Source organism: Pseudomonas sp. AM14(2022), assembly GCF_036346455.1.
Taxonomy (GTDB): Bacteria; Pseudomonadota; Gammaproteobacteria; order Pseudomonadales; family Pseudomonadaceae; genus Aquipseudomonas; species Aquipseudomonas putida_A.
The window spans coordinates 126980-152466 of the sequence record NZ_JAOTNY010000005.1 but is presented as its reverse complement, the minus strand read 5'-3'; the positions used below and the strand labels follow the sequence as shown (position 1 = coordinate 152466).

At 60.0% G+C, this 25487-nt stretch carries 23 protein-coding genes and 1 pseudogene; 15 read left to right on the top strand and 9 right to left on the bottom strand.

Annotation, left to right across the window (positions count from 1 at the left end; all coding sequences use genetic code 11):
* Positions 1–11 precede the first annotated feature (11 nt).
* Together V3W27_RS12595 and V3W27_RS12590 are read right to left on the bottom strand one after the other, a co-directional pair.
* On the bottom strand, positions 12–1946 hold the full coding sequence (locus V3W27_RS12595; protein WP_330206724.1) for a RecQ family ATP-dependent DNA helicase: 1935 nt from the start codon (positions 1944–1946) through the stop codon (positions 12–14).
* A gap of 181 nt (positions 1947–2127) precedes the next feature.
* Entirely contained in the window at positions 2128–2631 is a 504-nt protein-coding gene (locus tag V3W27_RS12590; RefSeq protein ID WP_285373151.1) for a polysaccharide deacetylase, read from the bottom strand.
* Between the two features lie 302 nt (positions 2632–2933).
* Between V3W27_RS12590 and V3W27_RS12585 the strand changes: the two genes are divergently transcribed.
* From V3W27_RS12585 to V3W27_RS12565, 5 genes and pseudogenes are all read left to right on the top strand, one after another.
* A complete protein-coding gene (locus tag V3W27_RS12585) occupies positions 2934–3209 on the top strand; it encodes a hypothetical protein (protein ID WP_183784575.1) in 276 nt (91 codons plus the stop codon).
* Between the two features lie 92 nt (positions 3210–3301).
* Positions 3302–4444 (top strand): hypothetical protein, encoded by a 1143-nt coding sequence (locus tag V3W27_RS12580; protein WP_223008833.1) that lies wholly within the window; start codon positions 3302–3304, stop codon positions 4442–4444.
* A 342-nt stretch (positions 4445–4786) separates the two neighbouring features.
* Positions 4787–5086 carry a hypothetical protein gene (locus tag V3W27_RS12575; RefSeq protein ID WP_096796726.1) on the top strand — a complete coding sequence of 100 codons (300 nt, stop codon included), beginning with the start codon at positions 4787–4789 and terminating at the stop codon, positions 5084–5086.
* A gap of 134 nt (positions 5087–5220) precedes the next feature.
* Positions 5221–5391: a YhfG family protein gene (locus V3W27_RS12570; RefSeq protein ID WP_096796727.1), complete on the top strand. Its 171-nt coding sequence runs from the start codon at positions 5221–5223 to the stop codon at positions 5389–5391.
* Positions 5391–5989 (top strand): annotated as a pseudogene (locus V3W27_RS12565) (putative adenosine monophosphate-protein transferase Fic). Before V3W27_RS12570 ends, V3W27_RS12565 begins: the two are co-directional and overlap by 1 nt.
* Positions 5990–6118: 129 nt before the next feature.
* On the opposite strand, the gene V3W27_RS12560 reads toward V3W27_RS12565, so the two are convergent.
* Both V3W27_RS12560 and hslO read right to left on the bottom strand, forming a co-directional pair.
* Positions 6119–7660 (bottom strand): phosphoenolpyruvate carboxykinase, encoded by a 1542-nt coding sequence (locus V3W27_RS12560; RefSeq protein ID WP_027611209.1) that lies wholly within the window; start codon positions 7658–7660, stop codon positions 6119–6121.
* Between the two features lie 181 nt (positions 7661–7841).
* Entirely contained in the window at positions 7842–8744 is a 903-nt protein-coding gene (gene hslO, locus V3W27_RS12555; protein WP_098966688.1) for an Hsp33 family molecular chaperone HslO, read from the bottom strand.
* 104 nt (positions 8745–8848) lie between these two features.
* Here hslO and V3W27_RS12550 point away from each other — a divergent pair, with 104 nt between their 5' ends.
* Complete coding sequence (locus V3W27_RS12550) at positions 8849–9649, top strand: phosphatase PAP2 family protein (protein ID WP_115988444.1); 801 nt, start codon at positions 8849–8851, stop codon at positions 9647–9649.
* A gap of 89 nt (positions 9650–9738) precedes the next feature.
* On the opposite strand, the gene V3W27_RS12545 is transcribed toward V3W27_RS12550, so the two are convergent.
* Complete coding sequence (locus tag V3W27_RS12545; protein ID WP_027611206.1) at positions 9739–10143, bottom strand: RNA-binding S4 domain-containing protein; 405 nt, start codon at positions 10141–10143, stop codon at positions 9739–9741.
* A gap of 216 nt (positions 10144–10359) precedes the next feature.
* On the opposite strand from V3W27_RS12545, the gene rimB reads away from it, so the two are divergent.
* Together rimB and rimK are read left to right on the top strand one after the other, a co-directional pair.
* On the top strand, positions 10360–10839 hold the full coding sequence (gene rimB / locus V3W27_RS12540; protein ID WP_095137912.1) for a retropepsin-like aspartic endopeptidase RimB: 480 nt from the start codon (positions 10360–10362) through the stop codon (positions 10837–10839).
* Positions 10836–11741, top strand: a complete 906-nt coding sequence (rimK, locus tag V3W27_RS12535) for a 30S ribosomal protein S6--L-glutamate ligase (protein WP_007949201.1) — start codon at positions 10836–10838, stop codon at positions 11739–11741. The genes rimB and rimK overlap by 4 nt, the downstream gene beginning before the upstream one ends.
* A gap of 130 nt (positions 11742–11871) precedes the next feature.
* On the opposite strand, the gene V3W27_RS12530 is transcribed toward rimK, so the two are convergent.
* Complete coding sequence (locus V3W27_RS12530; protein WP_027611205.1) at positions 11872–13185, bottom strand: ATP-binding protein; 1314 nt, start codon at positions 13183–13185, stop codon at positions 11872–11874.
* 114 nt (positions 13186–13299) lie between these two features.
* Positions 13300–14040, bottom strand: a complete 741-nt coding sequence (ompR, locus tag V3W27_RS12525; protein WP_003220637.1) for an osmolarity response regulator transcription factor OmpR — start codon at positions 14038–14040, stop codon at positions 13300–13302.
* Between the two features lie 358 nt (positions 14041–14398).
* Between ompR and V3W27_RS12520 the strand changes: the two genes are divergently transcribed.
* The 7 genes from V3W27_RS12520 to tauD all read left to right on the top strand — a co-directional run bounded on the left by V3W27_RS12520 (position 14399) and on the right by tauD (position 22784).
* The gene (locus tag V3W27_RS12520; RefSeq protein WP_007964702.1) at positions 14399–16723 is read left to right on the top strand and encodes a Tex family protein; all 2325 of its coding nucleotides are present in this window, start codon (positions 14399–14401) and stop codon (positions 16721–16723) included.
* Entirely contained in the window at positions 16723–17106 is a 384-nt protein-coding gene (locus V3W27_RS12515) for a PaaI family thioesterase (protein WP_086793980.1), read from the top strand. Before V3W27_RS12520 ends, V3W27_RS12515 begins: the two co-directional genes overlap by 1 nt.
* Positions 17107–17376: 270 nt before the next feature.
* Positions 17377–18960: a glutamate--cysteine ligase gene (gene gshA / locus V3W27_RS12510; RefSeq protein ID WP_285373155.1), complete on the top strand. Its 1584-nt coding sequence runs from the start codon at positions 17377–17379 to the stop codon at positions 18958–18960.
* A gap of 221 nt (positions 18961–19181) precedes the next feature.
* On the top strand, positions 19182–20159 hold the full coding sequence (tauA, locus tag V3W27_RS12505; protein WP_330206723.1) for a taurine ABC transporter substrate-binding protein: 978 nt from the start codon (positions 19182–19184) through the stop codon (positions 20157–20159).
* A gap of 16 nt (positions 20160–20175) precedes the next feature.
* Positions 20176–20970, top strand: a complete 795-nt coding sequence (gene tauB, locus V3W27_RS12500) for a taurine ABC transporter ATP-binding subunit (protein WP_027611202.1) — start codon at positions 20176–20178, stop codon at positions 20968–20970.
* Entirely contained in the window at positions 20967–21800 is an 834-nt protein-coding gene (gene tauC / locus V3W27_RS12495; protein WP_247268396.1) for a taurine ABC transporter permease TauC, read from the top strand. The genes tauB and tauC overlap by 4 nt, the downstream gene beginning before the upstream one ends.
* A 141-nt stretch (positions 21801–21941) precedes the next feature.
* Complete coding sequence (gene tauD, locus V3W27_RS12490; protein WP_027611200.1) at positions 21942–22784, top strand: taurine dioxygenase; 843 nt, start codon at positions 21942–21944, stop codon at positions 22782–22784.
* 154 nt (positions 22785–22938) lie between these two features.
* Here the strand turns inward: tauD and mgrA are convergent, their stop codons facing one another.
* Positions 22939–23976, bottom strand: coding sequence for an L-glyceraldehyde 3-phosphate reductase (gene mgrA, locus V3W27_RS12485; RefSeq protein ID WP_330206722.1), 1038 nt, complete (start codon positions 23974–23976; stop codon positions 22939–22941).
* A gap of 190 nt (positions 23977–24166) precedes the next feature.
* The gene (locus V3W27_RS12480) at positions 24167–25486 is read right to left on the bottom strand and encodes an LLM class flavin-dependent oxidoreductase (RefSeq protein WP_330206721.1); all 1320 of its coding nucleotides are present in this window, start codon (positions 25484–25486) and stop codon (positions 24167–24169) included.
* Between the last annotated feature and the right edge of the window lies 1 nt (position 25487).

Here is a 25487-nt window from a genome sequence, read left to right as displayed (position 1 = left end):
AGGGTTTGTATTTACTCGAGCAGATGATTGTCAGCCCAACTGCGGACTTCCGCGTACGGATACTGCTCCAGCGCCGCATACCCCGAGATCGTCCGCGCCTTCAACTTGGTAAACAGCGGCACGCTGATCCCGCACAGAAAACGCGTCAGGCGCTCCGCCGTCGGCACATGGCCGGTGTGCTGTTCGTGCCTGTGGATAAAATCACCGCACGACGCCGCGAAGTTCTTATCCACAAGCGCTGGCAACTCGGGAGGTGCCGGAAGCCGCGCGACATCACCGTGGCACACCGAACAGTGCCCGCAGTGCTCGGGCGCATTGTGGTCGCCGAAGTACTCGGCCAGGCGATAACCCAGGCAGCGCTCAGTGGCGAACAGTTCGAGCATGGCGTGAATCCGCGCGACTTCAGTCTGTTCATGCCGGGTGAAGTACTCGTGCAACTCGGCACTCAGCACAGCGCTGTCGAAATCGCTGTGCAGCACGTTGTAGACCTCGGTCATCTGCTTGCTCTCAAGCTCGACCCAGCCCTTCTCCTGAAAATAATCCAGCGCCGTCACCACCCGATTGCGCTCAGCCGAATACTGCGTGTACATCGCCTCGAAATTCACCGTGGCCCAGGTACGTGCGCGGCTGGAGGTGTGAATGATGGTCGCGACAAACTCCCTGCGCTCTCCCTCGAAACGCTCAAGCAACGCTTCCGGCTCCAGCAGGTATTTGAAACGGTACTCGGCGTAATAGGCATAGCGCGGAGCAATCAGGCCGCGCAGCTCCATTTGCACCAACAACGTCTTCAGCGGCAGCGTGCGAATGTTGCTCTGATCCGCCAACGGCCCGAGCAGAAACTCCCACTGTCCTTCAGCTGCGGCAGCCTGCATTTCCTCCAGCACACAACGTATCCCCTCGCGCTCCGGGGTATCGCCGTAGACGAAATTTTCCAGCACGTTGAGGCTGTCGCGGTTGGCCAGCACCAGGCAATCCGACGGCTGTCCGTCCCGTCCGGCGCGCCCGATTTCCTGACTGTAGTTCTCGATGGATTTCGGCAGGTCGAAATGCACCACGTTGCGGATATCGCTCTTGTCGATGCCCATGCCGAACGCAATGGTTGCGACTATGCAATTGGACTGCCCGGCCATGAAGCGCTTCTGGATCGCCTCGCGCTGATCGTTGGGCAACCCGGCGTGATAAGCCTCGGCCTGTATGCCGTTGCGCCCCAGATGTTCGGCGATGTGCTCGGCGGTTTTCTGCAGCGTGACGTAGACGATGCTCGGCTGGCTCGCGCGCTCGCTCATCCACTCCACCAGCCGCCGGCGCTTGTCCTGGCCACGCACCGGTTCCACCAGCAGATTGAGATTGGGTCGATAGAAACCGCTGGTCACAACATCCGCTTCGGCGATGGCGAATTTGGTCTGCATGTCGGCGATGACCTTCGGCGTCGCCGTGGCGGTCAGCAGCAGCGTTTGCGGGATATTGAACTGACGCTGGTAGTCCGGCAGCTTCAGGTAGTCGGGGCGGAAGTTGTGGCCCCATTCCGAGATGCAGTGCGCCTCGTCAATCACCAGCAGCGAGATCGGCACCTGCTGCAAAAAATTGCGAAAACGCTCGTTCTTCAGGCGCTCCACCGAGATCATCAGGATCTTCAATTCACCCGAACGGGCGCGGGCCATCACATCATTGGCGTCATCGCGGCTTTGTGCCGAATCGATGCTGCCGGCACTGATGCCGTGACGCTTGAGGAATGCCAGTTGATCCTGCATCAACGCCAACAGTGGCGAGACCACCAGGGTCAGATGTGGCAGCAACAGTGCCGGTACTTGATAGCACAGCGACTTGCCAGACCCGGTGGGGAAAATCGCTGCCGCCGAGCGCCCGGCCAGTACCGCGCTGATCGCGGCTTCCTGCCCGGGTCGAAACTGTGGATAACCGAAAACCTGTTCCAGGGTGTTGTGCATGCGCTGTCACTCCGTTGACCGCTGTGATGCCAACAGCCTAGCGGGCGATCGCAGCGAGTCGAGAAAAGGCCGGGGTCAATTCAATACGGGATGATACAGCCAATAGCGCAGACAACTCGGTCCACTGCAGGAGCGAGCCTGCTCGCGAAGGGGCACAAAACAGCGATACAAATTTACCTGTTCAGGGCCGCAAAACCGCCACTCGCAGTTGCTCGTTCAACACCTGCTCATGCACGCCCTGGCTCTTGCTCGCCCACAACGCATGAGCCGGGCTGATGTCACCGGTGAAGGCCGCCGCCAATTGCCGCAGTTCCGCAACACTGCGCACGCGCGGGCAGAACGGCTGCCCGTCACAGTCAACGCTGGCGTTGCGATAGGTGCTCAGCAAACGATCCCACAGACCGTCACGCACCTGCCTGACCGACTTGAGCTGCACATGCGGCACACCCAGTCGCTGCTCCAGCCCTGCCTCGTCCAGCGCTTCACTGGCGAGCAAGGCCCTGCCGAACATCAACACCTCGGCGCGCGAGGCGGTATCGATGCCAGTCTGGCTGGAGAGCGCATCGGGCCAACCGGTGCGTTCGAGGTCGGCAAACATCCAGCCGTTGCCGGCATCAGACGCCATGGCCAAACGGCAACCACTGGCCCACAGCAATAAAATCGAGGCCATACGTAGCCACTGCATACTCAATTCCCTTTAAGCGCGTATCGGACGTTTGGAAACGTCCTACAGATTCTGGCGCGCACCATACATAGATCTGCCAAGAAACGCCTGTGAATCCTGTGGGAAATTTCTGCGCTAGGGGTTTCACCCCGAAAAAACCGCAAAACCTTGTAGGGCATATGCCCGGCCCTCGGAAAATCCCCTACGAACGGCGTCCATTGCGGCGCTCTTGTGAGTGCTCGCCACGCACTTCTATAGTGGCCGGCGCGACTGACCACTGAATCAGCCCCGCCCGAGTGCCTTTGTAAAGGACAAGCCTCACCATGATTACCCGCTATCGCCCTTTGAAGACTTGCTACAACGAAAATCCCGTATTGGTCATCGACACTCAGTCCAGCCATCGCGATCTGCTTGATGCCGCTGACCAGCGACTGCGTGCCGCCAGCGATCTGCTGGAAACCCTTTACTGTTTATGTTTCAAACAGGCCGACGTGAAAGATATACCTAACATCGTCAATGCTCTTTATTTATTAGTGCAGGATGGCTGTGACTTGCTCGAAGTAGCAAAACACAAACCCCAACAACCAGACCGACACTGAAAACAACTAAAATCCAGAAACAACAGAAGGCTTTAATAAACAGCTAGAAAAGACCTAAGTTGTTGGCTCTTACTTTAACCGAGAGCAACACAATGACTGTTTTAACTATATTTTTTTGCGGAACTGGTTCCAATAAATTCGACGTCACCCACGAAAACTTCTGGAACGGTGAACTGATTTCCACCTTGGCTGCCAATCATACGGGTTACGAGTTTGCCGAGTGGATCGTGGTCGATGGCCCCGGCAGCGGCAACCTGCAGGCCGACGATCTATTCACCAAGACCAAGGAATACGGCATGAGCGGCACCTTGTTCGGCAAGGGCTGGGAAGAAAACGTGTTGCATGCGCTCAATATCATCAAGGGCAAGTGCGACTGGCAACGCGAGCAACTGACTGAAGCCGAATACAATCGCCTGAAAGCTGCCGGCATTCCTATCGAAGATGTAAAAGTCGAGGGTTCCTGGTTCTGGCGCAAATATAATTACGGTAATCGCAGCATTACCCAGCAGCAATTACAGGAAGGAATCATCAAAACCCACCGCAAGGATGGTGTTATTCCGACTCAAGTCAATCTCGTCGGTTGGAGCCGGGGCGGCATCAGTTGCCATATGTTGGCCAATGCAATGTTCAAGGACAGTCTGCTGAAAAACATCCCGGTCAATATCTTTGCGCTTGATCCCGTGCCAGGCATTGGTAACTTTCAGGAAGAGCGCGTCAAACTCGCGGGCAATGTCAAAGAGTATGTAGCGTTCTATGCTCGTGACGAACGCTCCAAAGGTTTCAGCTGCGTCATCCCACAGACCGCTACCGGCACTAAAACCTACATCTATCCTATGGCTGGCCGCCACGCCACCATGGCCGGCAATGCCACCAGCAGCGGCGGCGTCCCGACCGGCGCCAGTGATCTGAAAGCGCTGTCCGAGCCCGGACGCATCGTGCGCCACCTCGCCGAAACCTGCCTCAAACGCTGGGGCGTGCAACTGCAAAAAACGTTGAATCTGACCCAGGCCGATCTGGAAAACCTCACCAACGGCATCGCACGCGACGAAGCCAAATACACACTGATGCACAAACATTCCTACACCTACTTCACCGAGCTGGACCAAGGCGAGCGCTACGTTTCGCTGGGCAGCAAAGGTGTACCGTTCACCAGCGTGAAGGGCGAGATCTACAAGCCGGCGACCGGCCTGGCAACCAGCTTGCTGGATATTTCGGCGTATCAGCATTTACGTTGAAAAACGATTAAAAATCGGTAGGAACGTCCGATGCAATCTTCATCCCGTTCCTACCTGCCACGACTCTTTGTCGCCTATCGCGGCTTGAGGGCACAAATCTATAGTCGTGACTGTCGCTGGCAAATCAGCGGCTCGGGCTTGGTCACCCGGTGGGACACATAAATGCGTCCGTTGTATGCTGCCGGCAATTCAAATGTCTGCACGCTTAATGGTGGCTGTGTTTGGGACGCCTTTGAGCGTGCCGGACTTGTGTGTTCCTTCGGTTGACCAACCCGAACACAGTTCGCCTCCCATCGCTTGGTCACGGTGGGATGAATCCTCACGACATTTGGAATACACACTATGAAAGCATGGACCCCGCTTCCCCTCGATCGCTACCGCTCACTCGAATCCAACCTCACCGACACCAAGCCCCTGATCATCGACACAGAGGCCAACCCGCAAGACATCCTCGAATGCGCCGTCCAGCGCCTGCGTGCCTCCAGCGACCTGCTGAAAACCCTCTACTGCCTCAGTTTCAAACAAGCCGACGTCGAAGACATCCCCCATATCACCCACGCCCTCTATCTGCTGACGCAGGATGGCTGTGACCTGCTGCAGGTCGCGCAGCAGCAGATGCTCGGCTGGAAAGCACCGCTCTGAGGCTGACAGTCTTCCGGTCGCTCTCACGCCTAACCTGAGACAGATGAGCGACACTCGTGCAAGCATCGAAAATCCCAACCAATCCGTCCACACGATTGCGCTACACTGTAATCCTGCACCAAGAGGCCCATGCCATGAGCAAATTGACGTTCCAGCAAAAGCAGGCTTATTACGAAAAAGTACGTCGGTCTAACTACTTGGCGAGCCTGCGTCTAGAAGGGTTCGATACCAATCGTAGCGATGCTGAAAGACCGCTTCCATCACGGGAATCAGTCATCGAAAAATACCGTCAGAACACACGCTAATGGTGGACAAGTACGGGGTCGGGCAAGACCCCTACTGCTACCCTGGAAGTGATGTCCTGCGTAACTTGCTCAATATTCGCTGTGAAGAAGAACTGCACAAAGCAGAGCGAGAACTATCAGAGATCGCTATCAGTCGATTTCCTCTTCTTCCCCCTCCATATGATCTAACCCTTTTTCAACATATCCATAGAACTCTGTTTTGCGATGTCTACGACTGGGCCGGGCAGCCGCGAACAGTCAACATTCAGAAGGGGATACCTTTTTCTGCACCGCAGAAAGAATTCTCCCAGAGGCAGAGAAAATATTTCGCGCCATGGAACGTGATGCATGGTTCGTGGGGCTGAACAAAGAAGAGCTCGTCGTGGCTATCGCCGAAACCTATGGCGACTTGAATGTCATTCATCCTTTTCGCGAAGGTAACGGGCGTGCTCAGCGCATCCTTTTTGAGCAGATCATCATCAATGCGGGCTTTACGGTTGATTGGTGGCTGATCAAGGAAGACGCTTGGATTTCGGCAAATGTTGATGCGGTTGCATGTGACTATCGTGGACTTGAAGATATCTTCGAGAACTGTATTGGCGGGCCACTCCTCCCTTAAGTGGCATTATTCTGGCCGTTTACCCCAAATTCTGCGGGAATAATGGCAGTCAAGCCGATAACGACAGCTAAACCGTCACCCACAAAAAAGCCGCCCCTAGAGGCGGCTTTCTCATTACTGCAACCAATTTTACAACTTAGGACCCGCAGCCTTAATCGCGTCGCTCACTTCGAACTTCTTGAAGTTCTCGATGAACAGACCGGCCAGCGCCTTGGCAGCTTCGTCGTACGCAGCCTTGTCAGCCCAGGTGTTGCGTGGGTTGAGCAGGTTGGTTTCAACGCCCGGTACGGCCAGTGGCACGTCGAGGTTGATGGTGTCCAGGTGCTCGGTGGCAGCACCGATCAGCGCGCCGCTCTGGATCGCTGCGATCACCGCACGGGTGGTCGGGATGTTGAAGCGTTTGCCGACGCCGTAGCCACCGCCGGTCCAGCCGGTGTTGACCAGGTAGACCTTGGAGCCGAAGCCGCGGATGCGCTTGATCAGCAGTTCAGCGTATTCGCCAGCCGGACGCGGGAAGAACGGTGCGCCGAAGCAGGTGGAGAAGGTCGACTTGATGCCGCTGCCCGAACCCATTTCAGTCGAGCCCACCAGCGCGGTGTAGCCGGACAGGAAGTGGTAGGCCGCTTGTTCTTCGTTGAGGATCGACACTGGCGGCAACACGCCGGTCAGGTCGCAGGTCAGGAAGATCACCGCGTTTGGCTCGCCGCCCAGGTTCTTCTCGGAACGCTTGGCAACGTGCTCCAGCGGGTAGGCCGCGCGGCTGTTCTGGGTCAGGCTGACATCGGCGTAGTCAGCGTGTTTGGCGTCGTCGATGACCACGTTTTCCAGGACTGCGCCGTGCTTGATGGCTTTCCAGATGACCGGCTCATTCTTCTCGGACAGGTCGATGCACTTGGCATAGCAGCCGCCCTCGATGTTGAACACCACGCCTTCGCCCCAGCCGTGTTCGTCGTCACCGATCAGGTAACGGCTCTCGTCGGCGGACAGGGTGGTTTTACCGGTGCCCGACAGACCGAAGAACAGGGTCACGTCGCCTTCTTCGCCGATGTTGGCAGCGCAGTGCATTGGCAGCACGTCAGCGGCCGGCAGCAGGAAGTTCTGCACGGAGAACATGGCTTTCTTCATTTCACCGGCGTAACGCATACCGGCGATCAGCACTTTCTTCTGCGCGAAGTTGATGATCACGCAACCGTCGGAGTTGGTGCCGTCACGCTCAGGCACGCACTCGAAGTTGGCCACGTTGAGCACTTGCCACTCGTCACGACCGGCCGGGTTGTACTGGGCCGGGTTGATGAACAGGCAACGACCGAACAGGTTCTGCCAGGCAGTCTGGGTGGTCATTTTCACGGCCAGGTAGTGATCTTCAGCCGCACCTACATGCACGTGGGAAACAAAGTGCTCTTGCGCGTTGTTGAACGCCTCGACACGAGCCCACAGCGCGTCGAACTTGTCGGCCGGGAACTTGCGGTTGATCGGGCCCCAGGCGATAGCGGCCTGGGTGGAAGGCTCTTCAACGATGAAACGATCGACTGGCGAACGGCCGGTGCGATGACCGGTGCGGACTACCAGAGCGCCGGTATCGGCAAGCTCGCCCTCACCGCGTTGCAGGGCTTCTTTTACCAGATCATCAACACTCAGATCGGTGTACACGGCGTTATTGGCTTGCGTCATGAGGTTCCCCGTCGGCCAGTGGCCGAGTGTGCTCCAAACGTTTTGTAGTAGAAAGTCGTGCACTACTACCGCGAAAAAAGTGGGCCGGATTATGCCAGAAAAGCCCAAAAAGAGTAGGGTCCTCCCGTCGTAACGGCGAAATTCCGTCGTTACGCAGTGAATTTACCTGCGCTGAACCGTTTTAGTGCCGGGTATCTGACGGCGTGTCGACGCCTGCGCCAGCAAACAATTGAGCAATATCGGCCGCATCGAACAGGTAACGCTGGTTGCAGAACTGGCAATCGATCTCGACTTCGCCACCGCGTTCAGCCACCAGTGCCTGCGCATCTTCCAGACCCAGACTGACCAGTGCATTGCCCGAGCGTTCCCGCGAGCAGCTGCAACGGAAGCGCAGGTTCTGTACATCGAACAGGCGCACCTGCTCTTCGTGGTAGAGGCGATGCAGGACAGTTTCGTTGTCCAGGCTGAGCAATTCATCGGCGGTCAGGGTGCTGGCCAGGGCGGTGATGTGCTGCCAGCTTTCGGCGCGCTCTTCTTCGTCTTTCAGGCGGTCGGCCGGCAGTTGCTGCAGTAGCATTCCGCGAGCACGGCGGCCGTCGGCGAACAGCTTGAAGCGGGTGCCGACCTGTTGCGACATGACGAAATAATTGGTGAAGCACTCGGACAGGGTTTCACCATCGAGGTCGACGATACCCTGGTAACGCTGGCCGATCGTCGGGTCGACGGTCAGGGTCAGGTCACCGCCCGGCATCAGGTCGGCAAGGGTCGCGTCCGCGGCGATCTGCTCGGCGTTATAACGCGCCAGGCCACGGATCTCGCGCTCGCTGGAGCATTCGATCATCAGCAGCGGAATCGGCCCTTCGGAGCGTGCCTGCAAAATCAGCAAGCCGTCGAACTTCAGGGTGCCCACCAGCAGCGAGGCGGCCGCCATCAGTTCGCCCAGCAATTGCGCGACCGGCTCCGGGTACGGGTGCTTGGCGAGAACTTCGGCGTAGCTGCGTTCCAGCGCCACCAGTTCGCCGCGAGTGTCGCTGTCATCGAAGATGAAGCGTTGGGTGTAGTCGGTATCCGGTAGGTCGGTCATAGGTCTGGGTATCTGAATTGATGACAAAAAGGTTACAAAAGATGAAAATCCCGCGCTTCTCCGCACCCGTTTGGTGCGAAATGTTCAGCCACGGGAGGCATTTTATGAACAATCCGGGTTTGTTCCAATCAAGGTGGAACCTCGGCCGGCTGGTTCTGTGCAACGTAGTGCCATTAGCGCTACTGGCTTTCTGGTTATGGCCTACGGGCCAGATGCTGTGTGTGATTTTCGACGAGTGGCTGTTCCGCTCGCTCAATGCACCACTGGCCAGCAACCCCATATGGCTCCACATCTGGGCAATTGCAAGTCTGCGTCCGTTCGACATTGTCGTCGGACTGATTCTGCTGACGCTGCTGATCAAGGGCGACTGGGTGTTCAAGGCGATTGATGTACGTCGCGCCTTCTTCGGTTTTTTCTCGATTCTGCTGCTGATGGTGGTGATTCGCGCGCTGTTTTCCAAATTCGCCGACTACATGGACTGGCAGCACAGCAGCCCATCGATGGTGCTGGAAGGCGCGGTGCACCTGAGCGACTATTTCCCGCATCTGGAAAAAGCCTGGGAGCTGAAGGATCGCTCGAGCCAGAGCTTCCCCGGTGACCACGCTTCGGTGTTGCTGATCTGGGCGCTGTTCATGGGCGTGTTCAGTCGCTCAGTCGGCCAGTTCCTGACGATCTGGGGCCTGGCGTTGCTGTTCATGCTGCCACGTCTGGTAGCCGGCGCGCATTGGGGCCAGGACGATTACATCGGCGGCATGCTGCTGGCGGTGTGGGCGTTGGGTTGGGGTTACTACACACCGTTCGCTTATCACGCCGCCAACTTCTGGCTGAAGGTGACTGCGCCGGTTTTCGCTTTGCTGGGCAAACTGCCGCTGGTTTCGCGGATGAGCGTGGTGTCTGCCCGTTAATGGGTTGAATGCTGAAAAGATCGCAGCCTGCGGCAGCTCCTACATGTGAATACATTTTCCCGTAGGAGCTGCCGCAGGCTGCGATCTTTTTATTCGTGGCTGTTCCCACGAAATTTAAACAGATCCCGCCGCTGCTTCTTGCTCGGCTTGCCATCAGTGCTCACGCCTAACGCTCCGGCCTTGCGCATCGCCGCTGCCGCTTCACGTTTGGCAATACTCGCCTCCGTCTCGGTATACAGCGTCTGCGCCTCGGGTGCGCCGCGACGTACGATCGACAAGGCTTCAACCCTCACCGTGCGCTCTTCAAAGCCGGTACGAATCTCGAATTCATCGCCAATGCGTGGCTCTTTGCCAGGCTTGCAGCGGTCGCCTCGGCAATGCACCTTGCCACTTTCGATGGCCGCTTTGGCCAAGGCCCGGGTTTTATAAAAGCGCGCCGCCCACAACCACTTGTCGAGACGGACCTTGTCGTCCTCTTCGCTTTTTTGTGCCATGGAATTTCCTCATTCTGAAATATTGATGAACTGTACTACCGTTTCTGTCGTGCCATGAATGACCCCGTCCCGGATTACAATGCACACCTGCCGACACCTGCTTGAGGGGTCGGCGATCCGGGCCGTAGATATCTGTCGCCTTTTAACCCTTATTCTGCGTGAATACCGCGAATTCGGCCGCACGCGGCCCGAGCGGTTTCTGCCGGTTGAGCACCTTTGAAGACATTTGACCATTTGACCGTTGTCGGTCTGCGCGAGTGGGTGGCGCTCCCTGATCTGGGAGTCGCCGGTCTGCGGGCGAAAATCGACACCGGTGCCAGCACCTCCAGCCTGCATGCCACCGACATCGAGCCGTTCGAACGCGACGGCCAGAAGTGGGTGCGTTTCACGGCGCACCTGGGCACGGTGGTGCAGTTGCGTCACCGGCGCTGCGAAGCACCGCTGGTGACGCGCAAAACCATCAAAAGCTCCAACGGCCAGGCGCAGGTGCGCTATGTGATCAGCACCACCCTGGCCCTCGGTGATCGGGTCTGGGCAGTCGAGTTCACCCTCGCCTGTCGCAAGTCCATGCGCTATCGCCTGTTGCTCGGTTCCAAAGCCCTGATCGATGGCCAACTGGTGGTCAATCCGGGCATCAAATATGTACAAGACAAGCCGGTGTTCCCGGTATCTACCTCCTCCACAGGTGTTGCATGAAGATCGCTGTGCTGTCGCGGAACCCGCGTCTGTATTCCACCCGTCGTCTGGTCGAGGCCGGCACCGAGCGCGGGCATGAAATGGTGGTGATCGACACCCTGCGCGCCTACATGAACATCGCCAGCCACAAGCCGCAGATCCACTATCGCGGCAAGCCGCTGGAAGGCTTCGATGCGGTAATCCCGCGGATCGGTGCGTCGGTGACGTTCTACGGTTGCGCCGTGTTGCGCCAGTTCGAAATGATGGGGGTGTTTCCGCTCAACGAATCGGTGGCCATCGCCCGCTCGCGGGACAAATTGCGTTCGCTGCAACTGCTGTCGCGTCGTGGCATCGGCCTGCCGGTCACCGGTTTCGCTCACTCGCCGGATGACATTCCCGACCTGATCGACATGGTCAACGGCGCGCCGCTGGTGATCAAGGTGCTGGAAGGCACCCAGGGCATCGGCGTGGTGCTGTGCGAAACCGCCACGGCTGCCGAGTCGGTGATCGAAGCGTTCATGGGCCTGAAGCAGAACATCATGGTCCAGGAATACATCAAGGAAGCCGGCGGTGCCGACATCCGCTGCTTCGTGGTCGGCGACAAGGTGATCGCAGCGATGAAGCGTCAGGCCAAGCCTGGGGAATTCCGCTCCAACCTGCACCGAGGCGGCAGCGCCAGCCTGATCAAGATCACCCCGGAAGAACGCATGACCGCGTTGCGCGCGGCCAAGGTCATGGGGCTGGCCGTGGCGGGTGTGGATATCCTGCGTTCGAACCACGGGCCGCTGGTGATGGAGGTGAACTCGTCGCCGGGCCTGGAAGGGATCGAGACCACCACCGGCAAGAACGTGGCGGGGATCATCATCGAACACCTTGAGAAGAATGGCGGGCCGAACATGACCCGGACCAAAGGCAAAGGCTGATCCGTTTGAAATGTGGCAGCTGACAGGCCGCCTTCGCGAGCAAGCCCGCTCCCACATTTTGGAATGCGTTCCCCTGTGGGAGCGGGCTTGCTCGCGAAGGGGCCATCAGCCCCGCTGAATATCCCGACTGTCAGACCGCATCCCGCGGCAACATCAACCCCAACGGCAATCGCACCCGCGCTTCCAATCCGCCCCCGGAGCGGTTGCGCAGCTCGACATTGCCGCCATGCATCGACGCAATCCGCTTCACGATCGCCAACCCCAGCCCGGTACCTTTCCCGCCCCGGGCACGGTCGCCACGGGTGAACGGGTTGAAGATCGCCTCAAGCTCCGACGGATCGATCCCCGCCCCCCGGTCCATCACGCTCAACACCACGTACGGCGCGCTGGTGTCACCGGACACATAAGCCGCGACCTCGACGCCGCTGCCGGCATGGTTCAGCGCGTTGCCGATCAGGTTGTTCAGCAGGCGTTTCATCGACACCCGGCGCAGCGGAAACGGCTGGATCGGTTCCAGGCGCAAGCGCACCTTCTCTTCGCTCTGGTTGTACGGCGCGGCCACCTCACGCACCAGATCGCTCAGGTCCACTTCCTCCACCGACTCGTCACGACCGTCGCGAATGAACGCGAGGAACTGATCGAGAATCGCGTCCATATCTTCGATGTCGCGCACCATGTCGTCGGTCAGATCGTTGCGATCACCCATCAGCTCCAGCGACAGACGCAAGCGGGTCAGCGGCGTGCGCAAATCATGGGAGACCCCGGCCAGCATCAGCTCGCGCTCGCGACCGGCCTGTTCGACGTCTTCGGCCATCTGGTTGAAGGCGCGATACACCTCGGTCATCTCGCTGGGTGTGTCGCTGATCGGCAGGCGCACGCTGCGACCCTGACCGAGTTGCCGCGCGGCATATACCAGACGTTTCAACGGCTGGTTGAGCTGACTGACGAAAATCCATGCAGAGGCGGTGGACAGCAAACCGATGGCGAGGAACCAGCCGAGTACGTTCCAGATTTTCTGCCCGCGCAGCGGATGCGGGTACAGCGGCACTTTCAGCCAACCGTCGCCGAGGCTTGGCGCACGCACCCACAGCGCCGGCGGCGAGTGCATGCGCAAACGCACTTCGGTGTCGGCGCCCAGCTCCGCCTGCATCTGCCGCTGATAGATTTCACTGTACGGCCAGTGCTGTTCGCCCTCCGGCACACCAGCGCCGACCACCCGGATCAGGGTCGCGGCATCGGCGATCTTCGCGCGGTTTTCTTCATCAGCCGCCCAATAGGCGCGCAGCGTCAGGGCGACGCCGTGGCTGTATTGGCGATCCACCAGGACGTCCTCGTTCATCAACAGATAAACCAGGGTCAGCGCCTTGGAAAACAGCACGACGATGAGCACCAGCCACAGGGTGCGGGAGAAAAAACTTTGGGGGAACCAGACGGGGGTTTTCATCGATAACCGTTACACACTTGCAGGAGCGAGCCATGCTCGCATATTGCGGATTGCGAGTCTGCGTAGAGGGTCGATCAACCCGGTCTGCGCAGACCCGCTCCTACAAATCGCCGATCACTTGGTGGCGGCGCCATCCGGTACGAACACGTAGCCCACGCCCCAGACCGTCTGGATGTAGCGCGGTTTCGACGGATCCGGTTCGATCATCCGGCGCAGACGGGAAATCTGCACGTCGATGGAACGCTCCAGGGCATCCCACTCGCGGCCACGGGCCAGGTTCATCAGTTTGTCGCGGGTCAGCGGCTGACGCGCGTTCATTACCAGCGCCTTGAGTACTGCAAACTCACCGGTGGTGAGCATGTGCACTTCTTCGCCACGTTTCAGCTCGCGGGTCGCCAGCGACAGCACGTAATCACCGAAGGTGACGTTTTCGTCTTCGCTGCCCGGCGCGCCCGGCACCGGTGCGGCCTGACGACGCAGAACCGCTTTGACCCGCGCCATCAGCTCGTCCGGGTTGAACGGCTTGGCCAGATAGTCATCGGCGCCCAGTTCCAGGCCTTTGATGCGGCTCATTTCATCGCCCTTGGCGGTGAGCATGATGATCGGAATCTGATTGTTCGCCGCCCGCAGGCGACGGCAGGCGGTCAGGCCGTCTTCGCCCGGCAGCATCAGGTCGAGGACGACCAGATTGAACACTTCACGCGACAGCAGACGGTCCATTTGCTCGGTGTTCGGTACGGCACGGGCGCGGTAGCCCTTGCTGACGAAAAAGCGTTCCAGCAGGCTGCTCAGCCCCGGATCGTCGTCAACAATAAGAATTTTTTCGCCTTCAGCATTGTTTGCAGTGCTGCTCATTGGATGCTCCTTTTAGCTCGGCGCGCATTATGGCGTAGCTGCCGTTATACGCACCGTGTGCATTGTTAGCAGATTTTTCCTTCACTGCCAGAAAACCGGGGTTTCTACCTACAGACTGCTACACCCCCGAATGACAGAACGCTGGTTATAATGCGCGGCGTTTTGTGCCAGGCAACGTCTGAATCGTTACCGCAGGTAGCCGCGATATTTTCCGGGCCTGCGCAGTAATTATTCGATTTCACGGGTCAATGGGGTGCCTTTTGACCCAGGCAGCGGCAATTTTCTAGCCGCTCAACCAGACTCCGGGCCTTTATTTCCGTGCCTGCGAGCCTGCTTTCACAATATGTCAGGTGGTTTTATGGACAGCATCAACAGCCGCATCGCCGAGGAACTCGGCGTACGCCCGCAACAGGTCGAAGCGGCCGTCGCGCTACTCGATGAAGGCTCTACCGTTCCCTTCATCGCCCGTTACCGGAAAGAAGTCACCGGCAGCCTCGATGACACCCAGTTGCGTCATCTGGAAGAGCGTCTGCGCTACCTGCGAGAACTCGACGAACGGCGCATCAGCATCCTCGCCAGCATCCAGGAGCAGGGCAAACTCACCCCTGCCCTCGAACGCGACATCAAGCTCGCCGACACCAAGACCCGCCTCGAAGACTTGTACCTGCCGTACAAGCAGAAGCGCCGCACCAAGGGCCAGATTGCCCTGGAAGCCGGCCTCGGCGAGCTGGCCGACGGCCTGTTCAACGACCCGAACCTGACGCCAGAAACCGAAGCCGCACGCTTCGTCGACGCCGAGAAAGGCGTAGCCGACGTGAAAGCTGCGCTGGAAGGCGCCAAGTACATCCTGATGGAGCGCTTCGCCGAAGACGCCAGCCTGCTGGAGAAGCTGCGCAACTTCCTCAAGCAGGAAGCGACCATCAGCGCCCGCGTGATCGCCGGCAAGGAAGAAGAAGGCGCGAAGTTCCGCGATTACTTTGAACACGACGAGCCGCTGAAAAGCATGCCGTCGCACCGCGCACTCGCGATTTTCCGGGGCCGCAACGAAGGCATCCTCAGCTCCGCGCTAAAAGTCGGCGACGAACTGCCGGGCACCATGCACCCGTGCGAAGGCATGATCGGCCAGCAATTCGGCATCCAGAATCAGAACCGCCCGGCCGACAAATGGCTCGGTGAAGTGGTGCGCTGGACCTGGAAGGTCAAGCTCTACACGCACCTGGAAACCGACCTGCTCGGCGAGCTGCGCGACGGCGCCGAAACCGAGGCGATCAACGTCTTCGCCCACAACCTGCACGACCTGCTGCTGGCCGCGCCGGCCGGCCCGCGCGCCACCCTGGGCCTCGACCCGGGCCTGCGTACCGGCTGCAAAGTCGCGGTGGTCGACTCCACCGGCAAGCTGCTCGATCACGCCACGGTTTACCCGCACGTGCCGCACAACAAATGGGATCAGACCATCGCGATTCTGGCCGCCCTGTGCGCCAAGCACTCGGTTGACCTGATCGCCATCGGCAACGGCACCGCCAGCCGCGAAACCGACAAACTGGCGATCGAGCTGATCAAAAAATACCCAGCAATGAAGATGACCAAGGTCATGGTCTCCGAGGCCGGTGCATCGGTGTACTCGGCGTCGGAACTGGCTGCCAAGGAATTCCCGGATCTGGACGTGTCGATCCGTGGCGCGGTGTCCATCGCCCGTCGTCTGCAGGATCCACTGGCCGAACTGGTGAAGATCGATCCGAAATCCATCGGTGTCGGCCAGTACCAGCACGACGTGTCGCAGCTGAAACTGGCGCGTGGTCTGGATGCGGTGGTCGAGGACTGCGTAAACGCCGTCGGCGTCGATGTAAACACCGCCTCGGTGGCCTTGCTGGCGCGGATTTCCGGCCTCAACGCGACCCTGGCGCAGAACATCGTCGCTCACCGTGACGAGCACGGCGCGTTCAAGACCCGTGCAGCGCTGAAGAAAGTTGCGCGTCTGGGCGAGAAAACCTTCGAACAGGCCGCAGGTTTCCTGCGCGTGATGAACGGCGACAACCCGCTGGATTCTTCCGCTGTTCACCCGGAAGCCTATCCGCTGGTACAGCGCATCGCCGCTGAAACCGACCGCGACATTCGCTCGCTGATCGGCGACGCCGCGTTCCTCAAGCGTCTGGACCCGAAGAAGTTCACCGACGAGACCTTCGGTCTGCCCACGGTCACCGACATTCTGCAAGAACTGGAAAAACCCGGTCGCGACCCGCGTCCGGAGTTCAAGACCGCAGAGTTCCAGGAAGGCGTCGAAGACCTGAAAGACCTGCAACTGGGGATGATCCTCGAAGGCGTCGTCACCAACGTGACCGCGTTTGGCGCATTCGTCGACATCGGCGTGCATCAGGACGGCCTGGTGCACATCTCGGCGCTGTCGGAGAAGTTCATCAAGGACCCACGCGAAGCAGTGAAGGCCGGTGACGTGGTGAAAGTGAAGGTCATGGAAGTCGATATCCCGCGCAAACGCGTCGGTCTGTCGATGCGCATGAGCGACACCCCGGGCGAGAAGATCGACGGTGCTCGTGGCTCGCGTCCGGGCTCGGCACCGCGCCAGTCGTCGAACAACGCGCCACGCAAGGAAACGGCCACAGCCGCACCGGTGAACAACGCCATGGCTTCGCTGTTCGCCAACGCCAAGCAGTTGAAGAAACGCTGATGGAGATTCCGGCCGGGCTCGTCGAGAGCGCGTTTTTCAAGCTGTTGGGCTGCCGCCTGCACAGCCTGGAAACCGGGGTGGCGCAAGTCGCCCTGGTGCTGGAACCGCAACTGCGCAATCGCGGCGGCAAATTGCACGGTGGCGCGCTGTTCAGTCTGGTCGATATCGCCATGGGGCTGGCCTGTTCCAGCACCCACGGCTTCGATCAGCAGAGCGCGACCATCGAGTGCAAGATCAACTACATCCGCGCCGTATCCGACGGCGAGGTGCTGTGCACGGCGCGGGTGATCCACCCGGGCCGCCGCACGCTGGTGGTCGAGGCCGACGTGATGCAGGGCGACAAACTGGTCGCAAAAGCGCAAGGCACGTTCGCTGTCCTGTAGATGTTGTTCATCATTTTGAGTTAATTTCGGCGCAACGAATCCTGTGGGAGCGAGCCTGCTCGCGAAGACGGTGTGTCAGTCGACGGTGATGTTGGCTGCAATACCCTCTTCGCGAGCAGGCTCGCTCCCACAGGGATTGTGCAGTTCTTGACTGACCGGCAAATGGCCTGCCGCTACAAAACCAGGCGAAAACGCCAGTTTCAACTTCACCCTTGTAGACCGTCCTGCCCACCCCCATATTGGGGCGACTGACGCGTGAAGGAATCCAAATTGAGCGAACTTCTCAACCGCCGCCTGGCTCTGCTCGGCGAGCGCGCCAACCTCTCTCTGCTCGAACAGTGCCTCCACGGTATCGAACGTGAATGCCTGCGCGTGACCAGTGAAGGTCGTCTGGCGCAAACGCCGCACCCGGAAGCCTTGGGTTCCGCGCTGACCAATGAACAGATCACCACCGACTATTCCGAGTCGCTGCTGGAATTCATCACCCCCGCCCTGCCCGATCCGGCCGATACGCTGGCGAGCCTGGACAAGATTCATCGCTTTGCCTACAGCAAGCTCGGCAACGAGTACCTGTGGAGTCCATCGATGCCGTGCCCGTTGCCGGCCGAGGAAGACATCCCGATCGCCTATTACGGCACCTCCAACATCGGTCAGCTCAAGTACGTTTACCGCAAGGGCCTGGCCCTGCGGTACGGCAAGACCATGCAGTGCATCGCCGGGATTCACTACAACTTTTCCCTGCCGGAAAAGCTCTGGCCGCTGCTGCGCGAAGCCGAAGGTTTCGTCGGCACCGACCGCGATTTTCAGTCGTCGTCGTACATCGCGCTGATCCGTAACTTCCGCCGCTACAGCTGGCTGCTGATGTACCTGTTCGGGGCTTCGCCAGCGCTGGATGCGGGCTTCCTGCGCGGCCGTTCGCACCAGTTGGAACAACTGGATCCGGACACCCTGTACCTGCCGTACGCCACCAGCCTGCGCATGAGCGACCTCGGTTACCAGAGCAACGCCCAGGCCGGCCTGACGCCGTGCTACAACGATCTGGCGAGCTACACCGACAGCCTGCGCAAGGCCGTGGCCACGCCATACCCGCCGTACGTGGAAGTCGGCACGCACCAGGATGGCGAGTGGGTACAGCTCAACACCAACATCCTGCAGATCGAAAACGAGTACTACTCCAACATCCGCCCGAAACGCGTGACCTACACCGGCGAGCGACCGATCCAGGCGCTGATGGCCCGGGGCATTCAGTACGTCGAAGTGCGTTGCCTGGATATCAACCCGTTCCTGCCGATGGGCATCGACGTCACCGAATCGCGCTTCCTCGACGCGTTCCTGCTGTACTGCGCGCTGAACGACAGTCCGCTGCTGACCAACACTTCGTGCGGCAATGCCACTTCGAACTTCCTCAGTGTGGTCAAGGAAGGTCGCCGTCCGGGCCTGCAATTGCAGCGCGACGGTGAAGCGGTCGAATTGAAGGTTTGGGCAGCCGAGCTGCTGGAAAAAATCGCACCGCTGGCGGCATTGCTCGATCAGAGCCATGGCGGCGACGCACACAGCAAGGCGCTCGACGCGCAACTGGCCAAGGTCAAGGATTCGTCCCTGACCCCATCGGCCCAAGTGCTGGCGACCATGGCCGAGCACAAGGAAAGCTTCGCGCAATTCTCCCTGCGCCAGAGTCAGGCGCATGCCGAGTTCTTCCGCAGCGAGCCATTGGCGGCGGATGAACAGGCGAAGTTTGAGGAGCTGGCGCGTTCTTCGCTGGCGCAACAGGCGGAGCTGGAGCAGAACGAGGTCGGTGATTTCGATGTGTTTGTCGGGTCGTATCAGGCGAGCATTCTGGCGATCAGCAACTGACATCAGAAGGCTCTTCGAACCTTTTCGCGAGCAGGCTCGCTCCCACATTAGATTGCAATCTCCTGTGGGAGCGAGCTTGCTCGCGAATGACCGCGCAGCGGCCAGGCTTAGATTTTTCCGCTCATAAGCTAAGTCTAAAAAGTTATTTATTTTTAGATTCTTAGATCATTTAGTCTCCTTTCACGCCGATCGTCGGTCGCCTGATTTGGAGCACTCCCCCCATGAAAATGAATTTCCCGCTTCGCCTGCTGGCCGTGGCCTCGTTGGCTGCTGCGAGCTTTCTGGCGCAGGCCGCCGACCTCACCGTCGCCTACCAGACCACCGTCGACCCGGCGAAAGTCGCCCAGGCCGATGGCGCCTACGAAAAAGCCACCAAGGCCGACATCAGCTGGCGCAAGTTCGACAACGGCGCCGACATCATCGCTGCCATCGCTTCCGGTGACGTGCAGATCGGCTACCTCGGTTCCAGCCCGTTGACCGCTGCGATCACCCGCAAGGTTCCGGTGGAAACTTTCCTCATCGCCACCCAGATCGGCGCCGCCGAAGCACTGGTCGCTCGCGACGGTTCCGGGATCAAGACCCCGCAGGATCTGGTCGGCAAGAAAATCGCCGTGCCGTTCGTGTCCACCGGTCACTACAGCCTGCTCGCGGCGTTGAAGCACTGGAACATCGATCCGTCGAAAGTCACCGTGCTCAACCTCGCCCCGCCAGCGATCATCGCCGCGTGGAAACGCGGTGATATCGACGCCACTTACGTGTGGGATCCGGCACTTGGCGTGGCCAAGGAAAACGGTAAAGTGCTGATCACTTCCGGCGAACTGGCCAAGTTCGGCGCGCCGACCTTCGATGCCTGGATCGTGCGCAAAGACTTCGCCGAGAAACACCCGGAAATCGTCACCGCGTTCGCCAAGGTCACCCTCGACGCCTACGCCGATTACCGCAAGGATCCACAAGCCTGGCTCGCCGACCAGTCACACGTCGACAAGCTGGTGAAGCTCTCCGGTGCCAAGACCAGCGACATTCCATTGCTGCTGCAAGGCAACGTCTACCCGCTGGCGGCTGATCAGGTGATCACTCTCGGCGCGCCGACCACCAAAGCCATTACCGATACCGCCGCGTTCCTCAAGGAGCAAGGCAAGGTCGAAGCCGTACTGCCGGACTACGCGCCGTACGTCAGCGCCAAATACATCACCAATTGATCGGGAGTGGACTGCGATGGCCTTGCTACAGCTGGAGCGCATCAGCGCACAGTATCCCGGCAGCCCGGAACCGGTGCTGGCGGACATTTCCCTGACCCTCGGGCCTCAGCAATTGCTGGTCGCCCTCGGCCCGTCCGGCAGTGGCAAGACTTCGCTGTTGAACCTGATTGCCGGCTTCGTCGAACCCAGCGCCGGGCGCATCACCCTCGACGGCGTGCCGGTCAAAGGCCCGAGCGCCGAACGTGGCGTGGTGTTCCAGGATGACGCTTTGCTGCCCTGGCAGGATGTGTTGGCTAACGTGGCTTTCGGTCTGGAACTGGCCGGCGTTGCCAAGGACAAACGCGAAAAGATCGCCCGGGAAATGCTCGCGCTGGTCGACCTTTCCGGTTTCGAAAATCGCCGCATCTGGCAACTTTCCGGGGGCCAGAAACAGCGCGTCGGCCTGGCCCGCGCCCTCGCCGCCGACCCGCGCGTGCTGCTGATGGACGAACCCTTCGGCGCCCTCGACGCATTCACCCGCGAGCAGATGCAGGAGCTGTTGCTGCAAGTCTGGCAGCGCACTGCAAAACCGGTGTTCCTGATTACCCACGACATCGAAGAAGCGGTATTCCTCGCCACTGACCTGATTCTGCTGGCGCCGAATCCGGGGCAGATCGTCGAGCGTCTGCAGCTGGATTTCGGTCAACGCTACGCTGCCGGTGAGTCGGCGCGGGCGATCAAATCCGACCCGCGTTTTATCGAAACCCGCGAGCACGTGCTGAGCAAAGTGTTCTCGCAACGCAGCGCCGTACAACGGCAGGAGCGCGCATGAGCAGTTACGACGTTTCCGCCCAGGCAGTGAAAACCCCATCGGTGGCGATTCCCGTGCGGCGCAGCCTCAGCACGCGGTGGATCAGCCTGCTGACCCTGTTCGCCTTGCTGGTGATCTGGTGGGCCGTGACCGCCACTGGTTTGATCGAACCGCTGTTCCTGCCACCACCCTCCGCCGTGCTGCAAAAAGGCTGGTTGCTGGCGACCACGGGCTATATGGATTCAACTCTGTGGCAGCACCTGGGCGCGAGCCTGAGCCGCATCGGTCTGGGTCTCGGCTTCGCGATTCTGACCGCGGTGCCGGTGGGCATTGCCATCGGCGCCAACCGTATTGCCCGTGGCGTGCTTGATCCGTTGATCGAGTTCTACCGGCCGATTCCGCCATTGGCTTATCTGCCGCTGATCGTGATCTGGTGCGGCATCGGCGAGTTGTCGAAAGTGCTGCTGATCTACCTGGCGATTTTTGCGCCGATCGCCATCGCTACCGCGACCGGCGTGCGCACTGTAGACCCGGCGAAATTGCGCGCTGCGCAGTCGCTCGGTGCCACTCGCGCACAACTGATCCGCCATGTGATTTTGCCGAGCGCCCTGCCGGACATCCTCACCGGTGTGCGCATTGGTCTGGGCGTTGGCTGGTCGACCCTGGTCGCCGCCGAACTGATCGCCGCCACCAGCGGTTTGGGGTTCATGGTGCAGTCGGCTGCGCAATTTCTGGTCACCGATGTGGTGGTGCTGGGGATTCTGGTGATCGCCCTGATCGCCTTCGCCATGGAAATGGGCCTGCGCGCCCTGCAGCGCAAACTGGTGCCGTGGCACGGCCAAACCCACTGACAAATTTCATGTGCCCCCTGTGGGAGCGAGCCTGCTCGCGAAAGCGTCGGATCAGTCACCGCACTCTCGCCTGACACTCAGCATTCGCGAGCAGGCTCGCTCCCACAAAAGCATCACACCCCGAATTCGAAGAGAAAGACCATGAGCAGCCTGACCATCACCCCATTAAGCTCGGCCCTCGGCGCGCAGATCAGCGGCGTCGACGTCAGCCAGCCGTTGAACCTGGAACAGCGCGATGACATTGAGCAGGCGCTGCTCAAGTACCAGGTGCTGTTCTTCCGCAACCAGCCGATCGAGCCATCGCAACAGGCGCGTTTCGCCGCGTATTTTGGCGACCTGCACATTCACCCGATCTACCCGAACGTGCCGGAGCAGCCCGAAGTGCTGATCCTCGACACCGCCGTCACCGACGTGCGCGACAACGCGATCTGGCACACCGACGTGACCTTCCTGCCAACGCCGGCGATGGGCGCGGTGCTCAGCGCCAAACTGCTGCCAGAGTTCGGCGGCGATACGTTGTGGGCCAGCGGGATTGCCGCGTATGAAGCACTGTCGGCACCGATGAAAAAGCTGCTCGAAGGACTGACCGCGACTCACGATTTCACCCGCTCTTTCCCGTTGGAACGCTACGGCAATACGCCGCAAGCACTGGCCCAGTGGGAAGAGGCGCGACGCAAGAATCCACCGTTGTCACACCCGGTAATCCGCACCCATCCGGTCAGTGGACGGCGCTCGTTGTTCGTCAACGAAGGCTTTACCTCGAAGATTAACGAGCTGTCGGAAACCGAGAGCGAAGCGATTCTGAAATTCCTGTTCGCTCATGCAACGCGGCCGGAATTCACCATTCGCTGGCGCTGGCAGCAGGACGATATTGCGTTTTGGGACAACCGTGTGACCCAGCATTATGCGGTGGATGATTACCGTCCGGCGCGGCGGGTGATGCAGCGAGCAACGGTGTTGGGGGATGTGCCGTTTTTCAAATAAGGCCTGATTGCTGTGTTGTTTTCAAAGGCCCCTTCGCGAGCAAGCCCGCTCCCACATTTGATCGTGTTTCTTCAGGAGGAACACAGTTACCTGTGGGAGCGGGCTTGCCCGCGAAAGCGTCAGAGCAGGCGCCGAATAATTCGGCGCCAGTCACTTATTCAGCGGTCGACGGCTTCTCCCACAGATTGATCCCGCCCTCCAGGGCAAACCGGTCGATCTCCGCCAGTTCCTCGGCACTGAAACTCAGGTTGTTCAACGCCCCGACGTTCTCGATGATCTGCTCCGGCCGGCTCGCGCCGATCAGCGCCGAGGTCACCCGTGGATCACGCAGGGTCCAGGCCAGTGCCAGTTGCGCCAGGCTCTGGCCGCGACGTTTGGCGATCTCGTTCAACGCGCGCACGTGGGCAATGTTGGCCTCGGACAAGTGCGAAGCCTGCAGCGAACCACCACCCGGACGATTGACCCGCGCATCCGCCGGCACGCCGTTGAGGTACTTGTCGGTCAGCAGACCTTGCGCCAGCGGGGTGAAGGCGATCACGCCAGTGCCGAGTTCTTCGGTGGTGTCGAGCAGGTCTTTTTCGACCCAGCGATTGAGCAGGTTGTACGCCGGCTGATGAATCAGCAGCGGCACTTTCCATTCCTTGAGCAGCGCAGCGATCTCGCGGGTTTTCACCCCGGAGTACGACGAGATGCCGATGTACAGCGCCTTGCCCTGTTGCACGGCGGTGGCGAGGGCGCTGGCGGTTTCTTCCAGCGGGGTGTCCGGGTCGAAGCGGTGCGAATAGAAGATATCCACATAGTCCAGACCGAGGCGCTGCAGGCTCTGGTCCAGACTGGCCAGCACGTATTTACGCGAGCCGCCGCCCTGGCCATAAGGGCCGGGCCACATGTCCCAGCCGGCCTTGCTGGAGATGATCAGTTCATCGCGGTACTGCTTGAAGTCTTCACGCAGCAGGCGACCGAAATTGATCTCGGCGCTGCCGTACGGCGGGCCGTAATTGTTGGCCAGGTCGAAGTGGTTGATGCCCAGGTCGAACGCGGTGCGCAGCAGGGCACGTTGGGTGTCGATCGGCGTGCTGTCGCCGAAGTTGTGCCACAGGCCCAGCGACAGCGCCGGCAGCACCAGACCGCTGCGGCCGACGCGGCGGTAAGGGATGGAGTCGTAGCGATTTTCGGCAGCGGTGTAAGTCATCGAATCCTCTCTTGTTTGATTGACAGCAAATTGAGGGTGAATCCCAAACCTGTGGCGAGGGAGCTTGCTCCCGCTCGGTTGCGCAGCAACCGCAAACCCATCCAGCGCGGTATGCCTGGCTGAATGCGATTGCAGGTTTTAGGCCTGCTTCGCAGACCAGCAGGAGCAAGCTCCCTCGCCACAAAAGTCTTTACACAAATTTGTTTATGGGTCGGGCAAGCCCCAGGTTTTCGCGCAAGGTCCGGCCCTCATACTCGGTTCTGAACAGCCCACGCCGTTGCAGTTCCGGCACCACGCCGTGGGCGAAGTCTTCGAGCCCGCCCGGCAAGTGCGGTACCAGCACATTGAAGCCATCCGCCGCGCCCTGTTCGAACCACTCCTGCAAGCGATCAGCGATCTGCTCCGGCGTGCCGACCAGGCTGAAATGCCCGCGCCCACCGGCAATCCTGCGGCCCAATTCGGCGAGGGTCAGATTCTCTCGCCCCGCCAGTTCAGTCAGCAATTTCTGCCGACTCTGCTGGCCACTGTCGGTTCGTGGCAAATCCGGTAACGGGCCGTCCAGCGGGTACTTCGACAAGTCGAAGTTGCCCAGCATACGCCCAAGCAACGCCACGCCAACCTCCGGTTCGACCCATTGCTGAAACGTTTCAAATTTTTCCTGCGCTTCGGTTTCTGTCTGGCCGACGACGACAAACACCCCGGGCATGATTTTCAGCGAGTCGGCACTGCGCCCGTACTTGGCCAGGCGCCCCTTGAGGTCGGCGTAGAACGCCTGCGCGCCCGATAGCGAAGTCTGCGCGGTGAACACCACCTCAGCGGTCTGTGCCGCCAGCTCACGCCCGGTTTCGGATGAACCGGCCTGCACAATCACCGGTTGCCCCTGCGGCGAGCGCGCCACGTTCAGCGGGCCTTTCACCCGAAAGTGCTCGCCGACGTGATCCAGCACATGCAGCTTCGCCGGATCGTAATAGGCGCCGCTGGCCTTGTCGCGGACAAAGGCATCGTCCTCCCAACTGTCCCACAGCCCGGTGACCACCTGATGAAACTCGCGGGCACGGCTGTAGCGTTCGGCGTGGCCGATGTGTTCGTCGCGACCAAAATTCAGTGCCTCGGCGGCGTTGTCCGAGGTCACCAGATTCCACCCGGCGCGGCCACCCGACAGATGATCAAGCGAAGCGAATTTGCGCGCCACGTGATACGGCTCGTTGTAGCTGGTGGTCGCCGTGGCGATCAGGCCGATGCGCTCGGTCACCGCGCTCAGAGCCGAGAGCAAGGTCAGCGGTTCGAAGTGATCCGAGCGCGCCATGCGGCTGGCGATGTCCTGTGTCGGCGCGGCAACACTGTCGGCGACGAACAGCGTGTCGAATTTCGCTGCCTCGGCAATCTGCGCCAGACGCTTGTAGTGGGCGAAATCCAGACCGGCATTCGCCGGTACCTGCGGGTGCCGCCACGCGGCGACGTGGTGCCCGGTGGCCATGAGAAAGGCGCCAAGTTTCAGCTGTCTGCTCATC

Excerpts from the sequence above, each read along its gene's own strand:
- V3W27_RS12570 (WP_096796727.1), top strand. The coding sequence starts at position 5,221 with ATGAGCAAATTGACGTTCCAGCAAAAGCAGGCTTATTACGAAAAAGTA.
- V3W27_RS12550 (WP_115988444.1), top strand. The coding sequence starts at position 8,849 with ATGAACAATCCGGGTTTGTTCCAATCAAGGTGGAACCTCGGCCGGCTG.
- rimK (WP_007949201.1), top strand. The coding sequence starts at position 10,836 with ATGAAGATCGCTGTGCTGTCGCGGAACCCGCGTCTGTATTCCACCCGT.
- V3W27_RS12575 (WP_096796726.1), top strand. The coding sequence starts at position 4,787 with ATGAAAGCATGGACCCCGCTTCCCCTCGATCGCTACCGCTCACTCGAA.
- tauD (WP_027611200.1), top strand. The coding sequence starts at position 21,942 with ATGAGCAGCCTGACCATCACCCCATTAAGCTCGGCCCTCGGCGCGCAG.
- tauC (WP_247268396.1), top strand. The coding sequence starts at position 20,967 with ATGAGCAGTTACGACGTTTCCGCCCAGGCAGTGAAAACCCCATCGGTG.
- V3W27_RS12520 (WP_007964702.1), top strand. The coding sequence starts at position 14,399 with ATGGACAGCATCAACAGCCGCATCGCCGAGGAACTCGGCGTACGCCCG.
- V3W27_RS12560 (WP_027611209.1), bottom strand. The coding sequence starts at position 7,660 with ATGACGCAAGCCAATAACGCCGTGTACACCGATCTGAGTGTTGATGAT.
- mgrA (WP_330206722.1), bottom strand. The coding sequence starts at position 23,976 with ATGACTTACACCGCTGCCGAAAATCGCTACGACTCCATCCCTTACCGC.
- hslO (WP_098966688.1), bottom strand. The coding sequence starts at position 8,744 with ATGACCGACCTACCGGATACCGACTACACCCAACGCTTCATCTTCGAT.
- V3W27_RS12590 (WP_285373151.1), bottom strand. The coding sequence starts at position 2,631 with ATGCAGTGGCTACGTATGGCCTCGATTTTATTGCTGTGGGCCAGTGGT.
- V3W27_RS12480 (WP_330206721.1), bottom strand. The coding sequence starts at position 25,486 with ATGAGCAGACAGCTGAAACTTGGCGCCTTTCTCATGGCCACCGGGCAC.
- V3W27_RS12585 (WP_183784575.1), top strand. The coding sequence starts at position 2,934 with ATGATTACCCGCTATCGCCCTTTGAAGACTTGCTACAACGAAAATCCC.
- tauB (WP_027611202.1), top strand. The coding sequence starts at position 20,176 with ATGGCCTTGCTACAGCTGGAGCGCATCAGCGCACAGTATCCCGGCAGC.
- V3W27_RS12580 (WP_223008833.1), top strand. The coding sequence starts at position 3,302 with ATGACTGTTTTAACTATATTTTTTTGCGGAACTGGTTCCAATAAATTC.
- V3W27_RS12545 (WP_027611206.1), bottom strand. The coding sequence starts at position 10,143 with ATGGCACAAAAAAGCGAAGAGGACGACAAGGTCCGTCTCGACAAGTGG.
- tauA (WP_330206723.1), top strand. The coding sequence starts at position 19,182 with ATGAAAATGAATTTCCCGCTTCGCCTGCTGGCCGTGGCCTCGTTGGCT.
- V3W27_RS12595 (WP_330206724.1), bottom strand. The coding sequence starts at position 1,946 with ATGCACAACACCCTGGAACAGGTTTTCGGTTATCCACAGTTTCGACCC.
- ompR (WP_003220637.1), bottom strand. The coding sequence starts at position 14,040 with ATGAGCAGCACTGCAAACAATGCTGAAGGCGAAAAAATTCTTATTGTT.
- V3W27_RS12515 (WP_086793980.1), top strand. The coding sequence starts at position 16,723 with ATGGAGATTCCGGCCGGGCTCGTCGAGAGCGCGTTTTTCAAGCTGTTG.
- V3W27_RS12530 (WP_027611205.1), bottom strand. The coding sequence starts at position 13,185 with ATGAAAACCCCCGTCTGGTTCCCCCAAAGTTTTTTCTCCCGCACCCTG.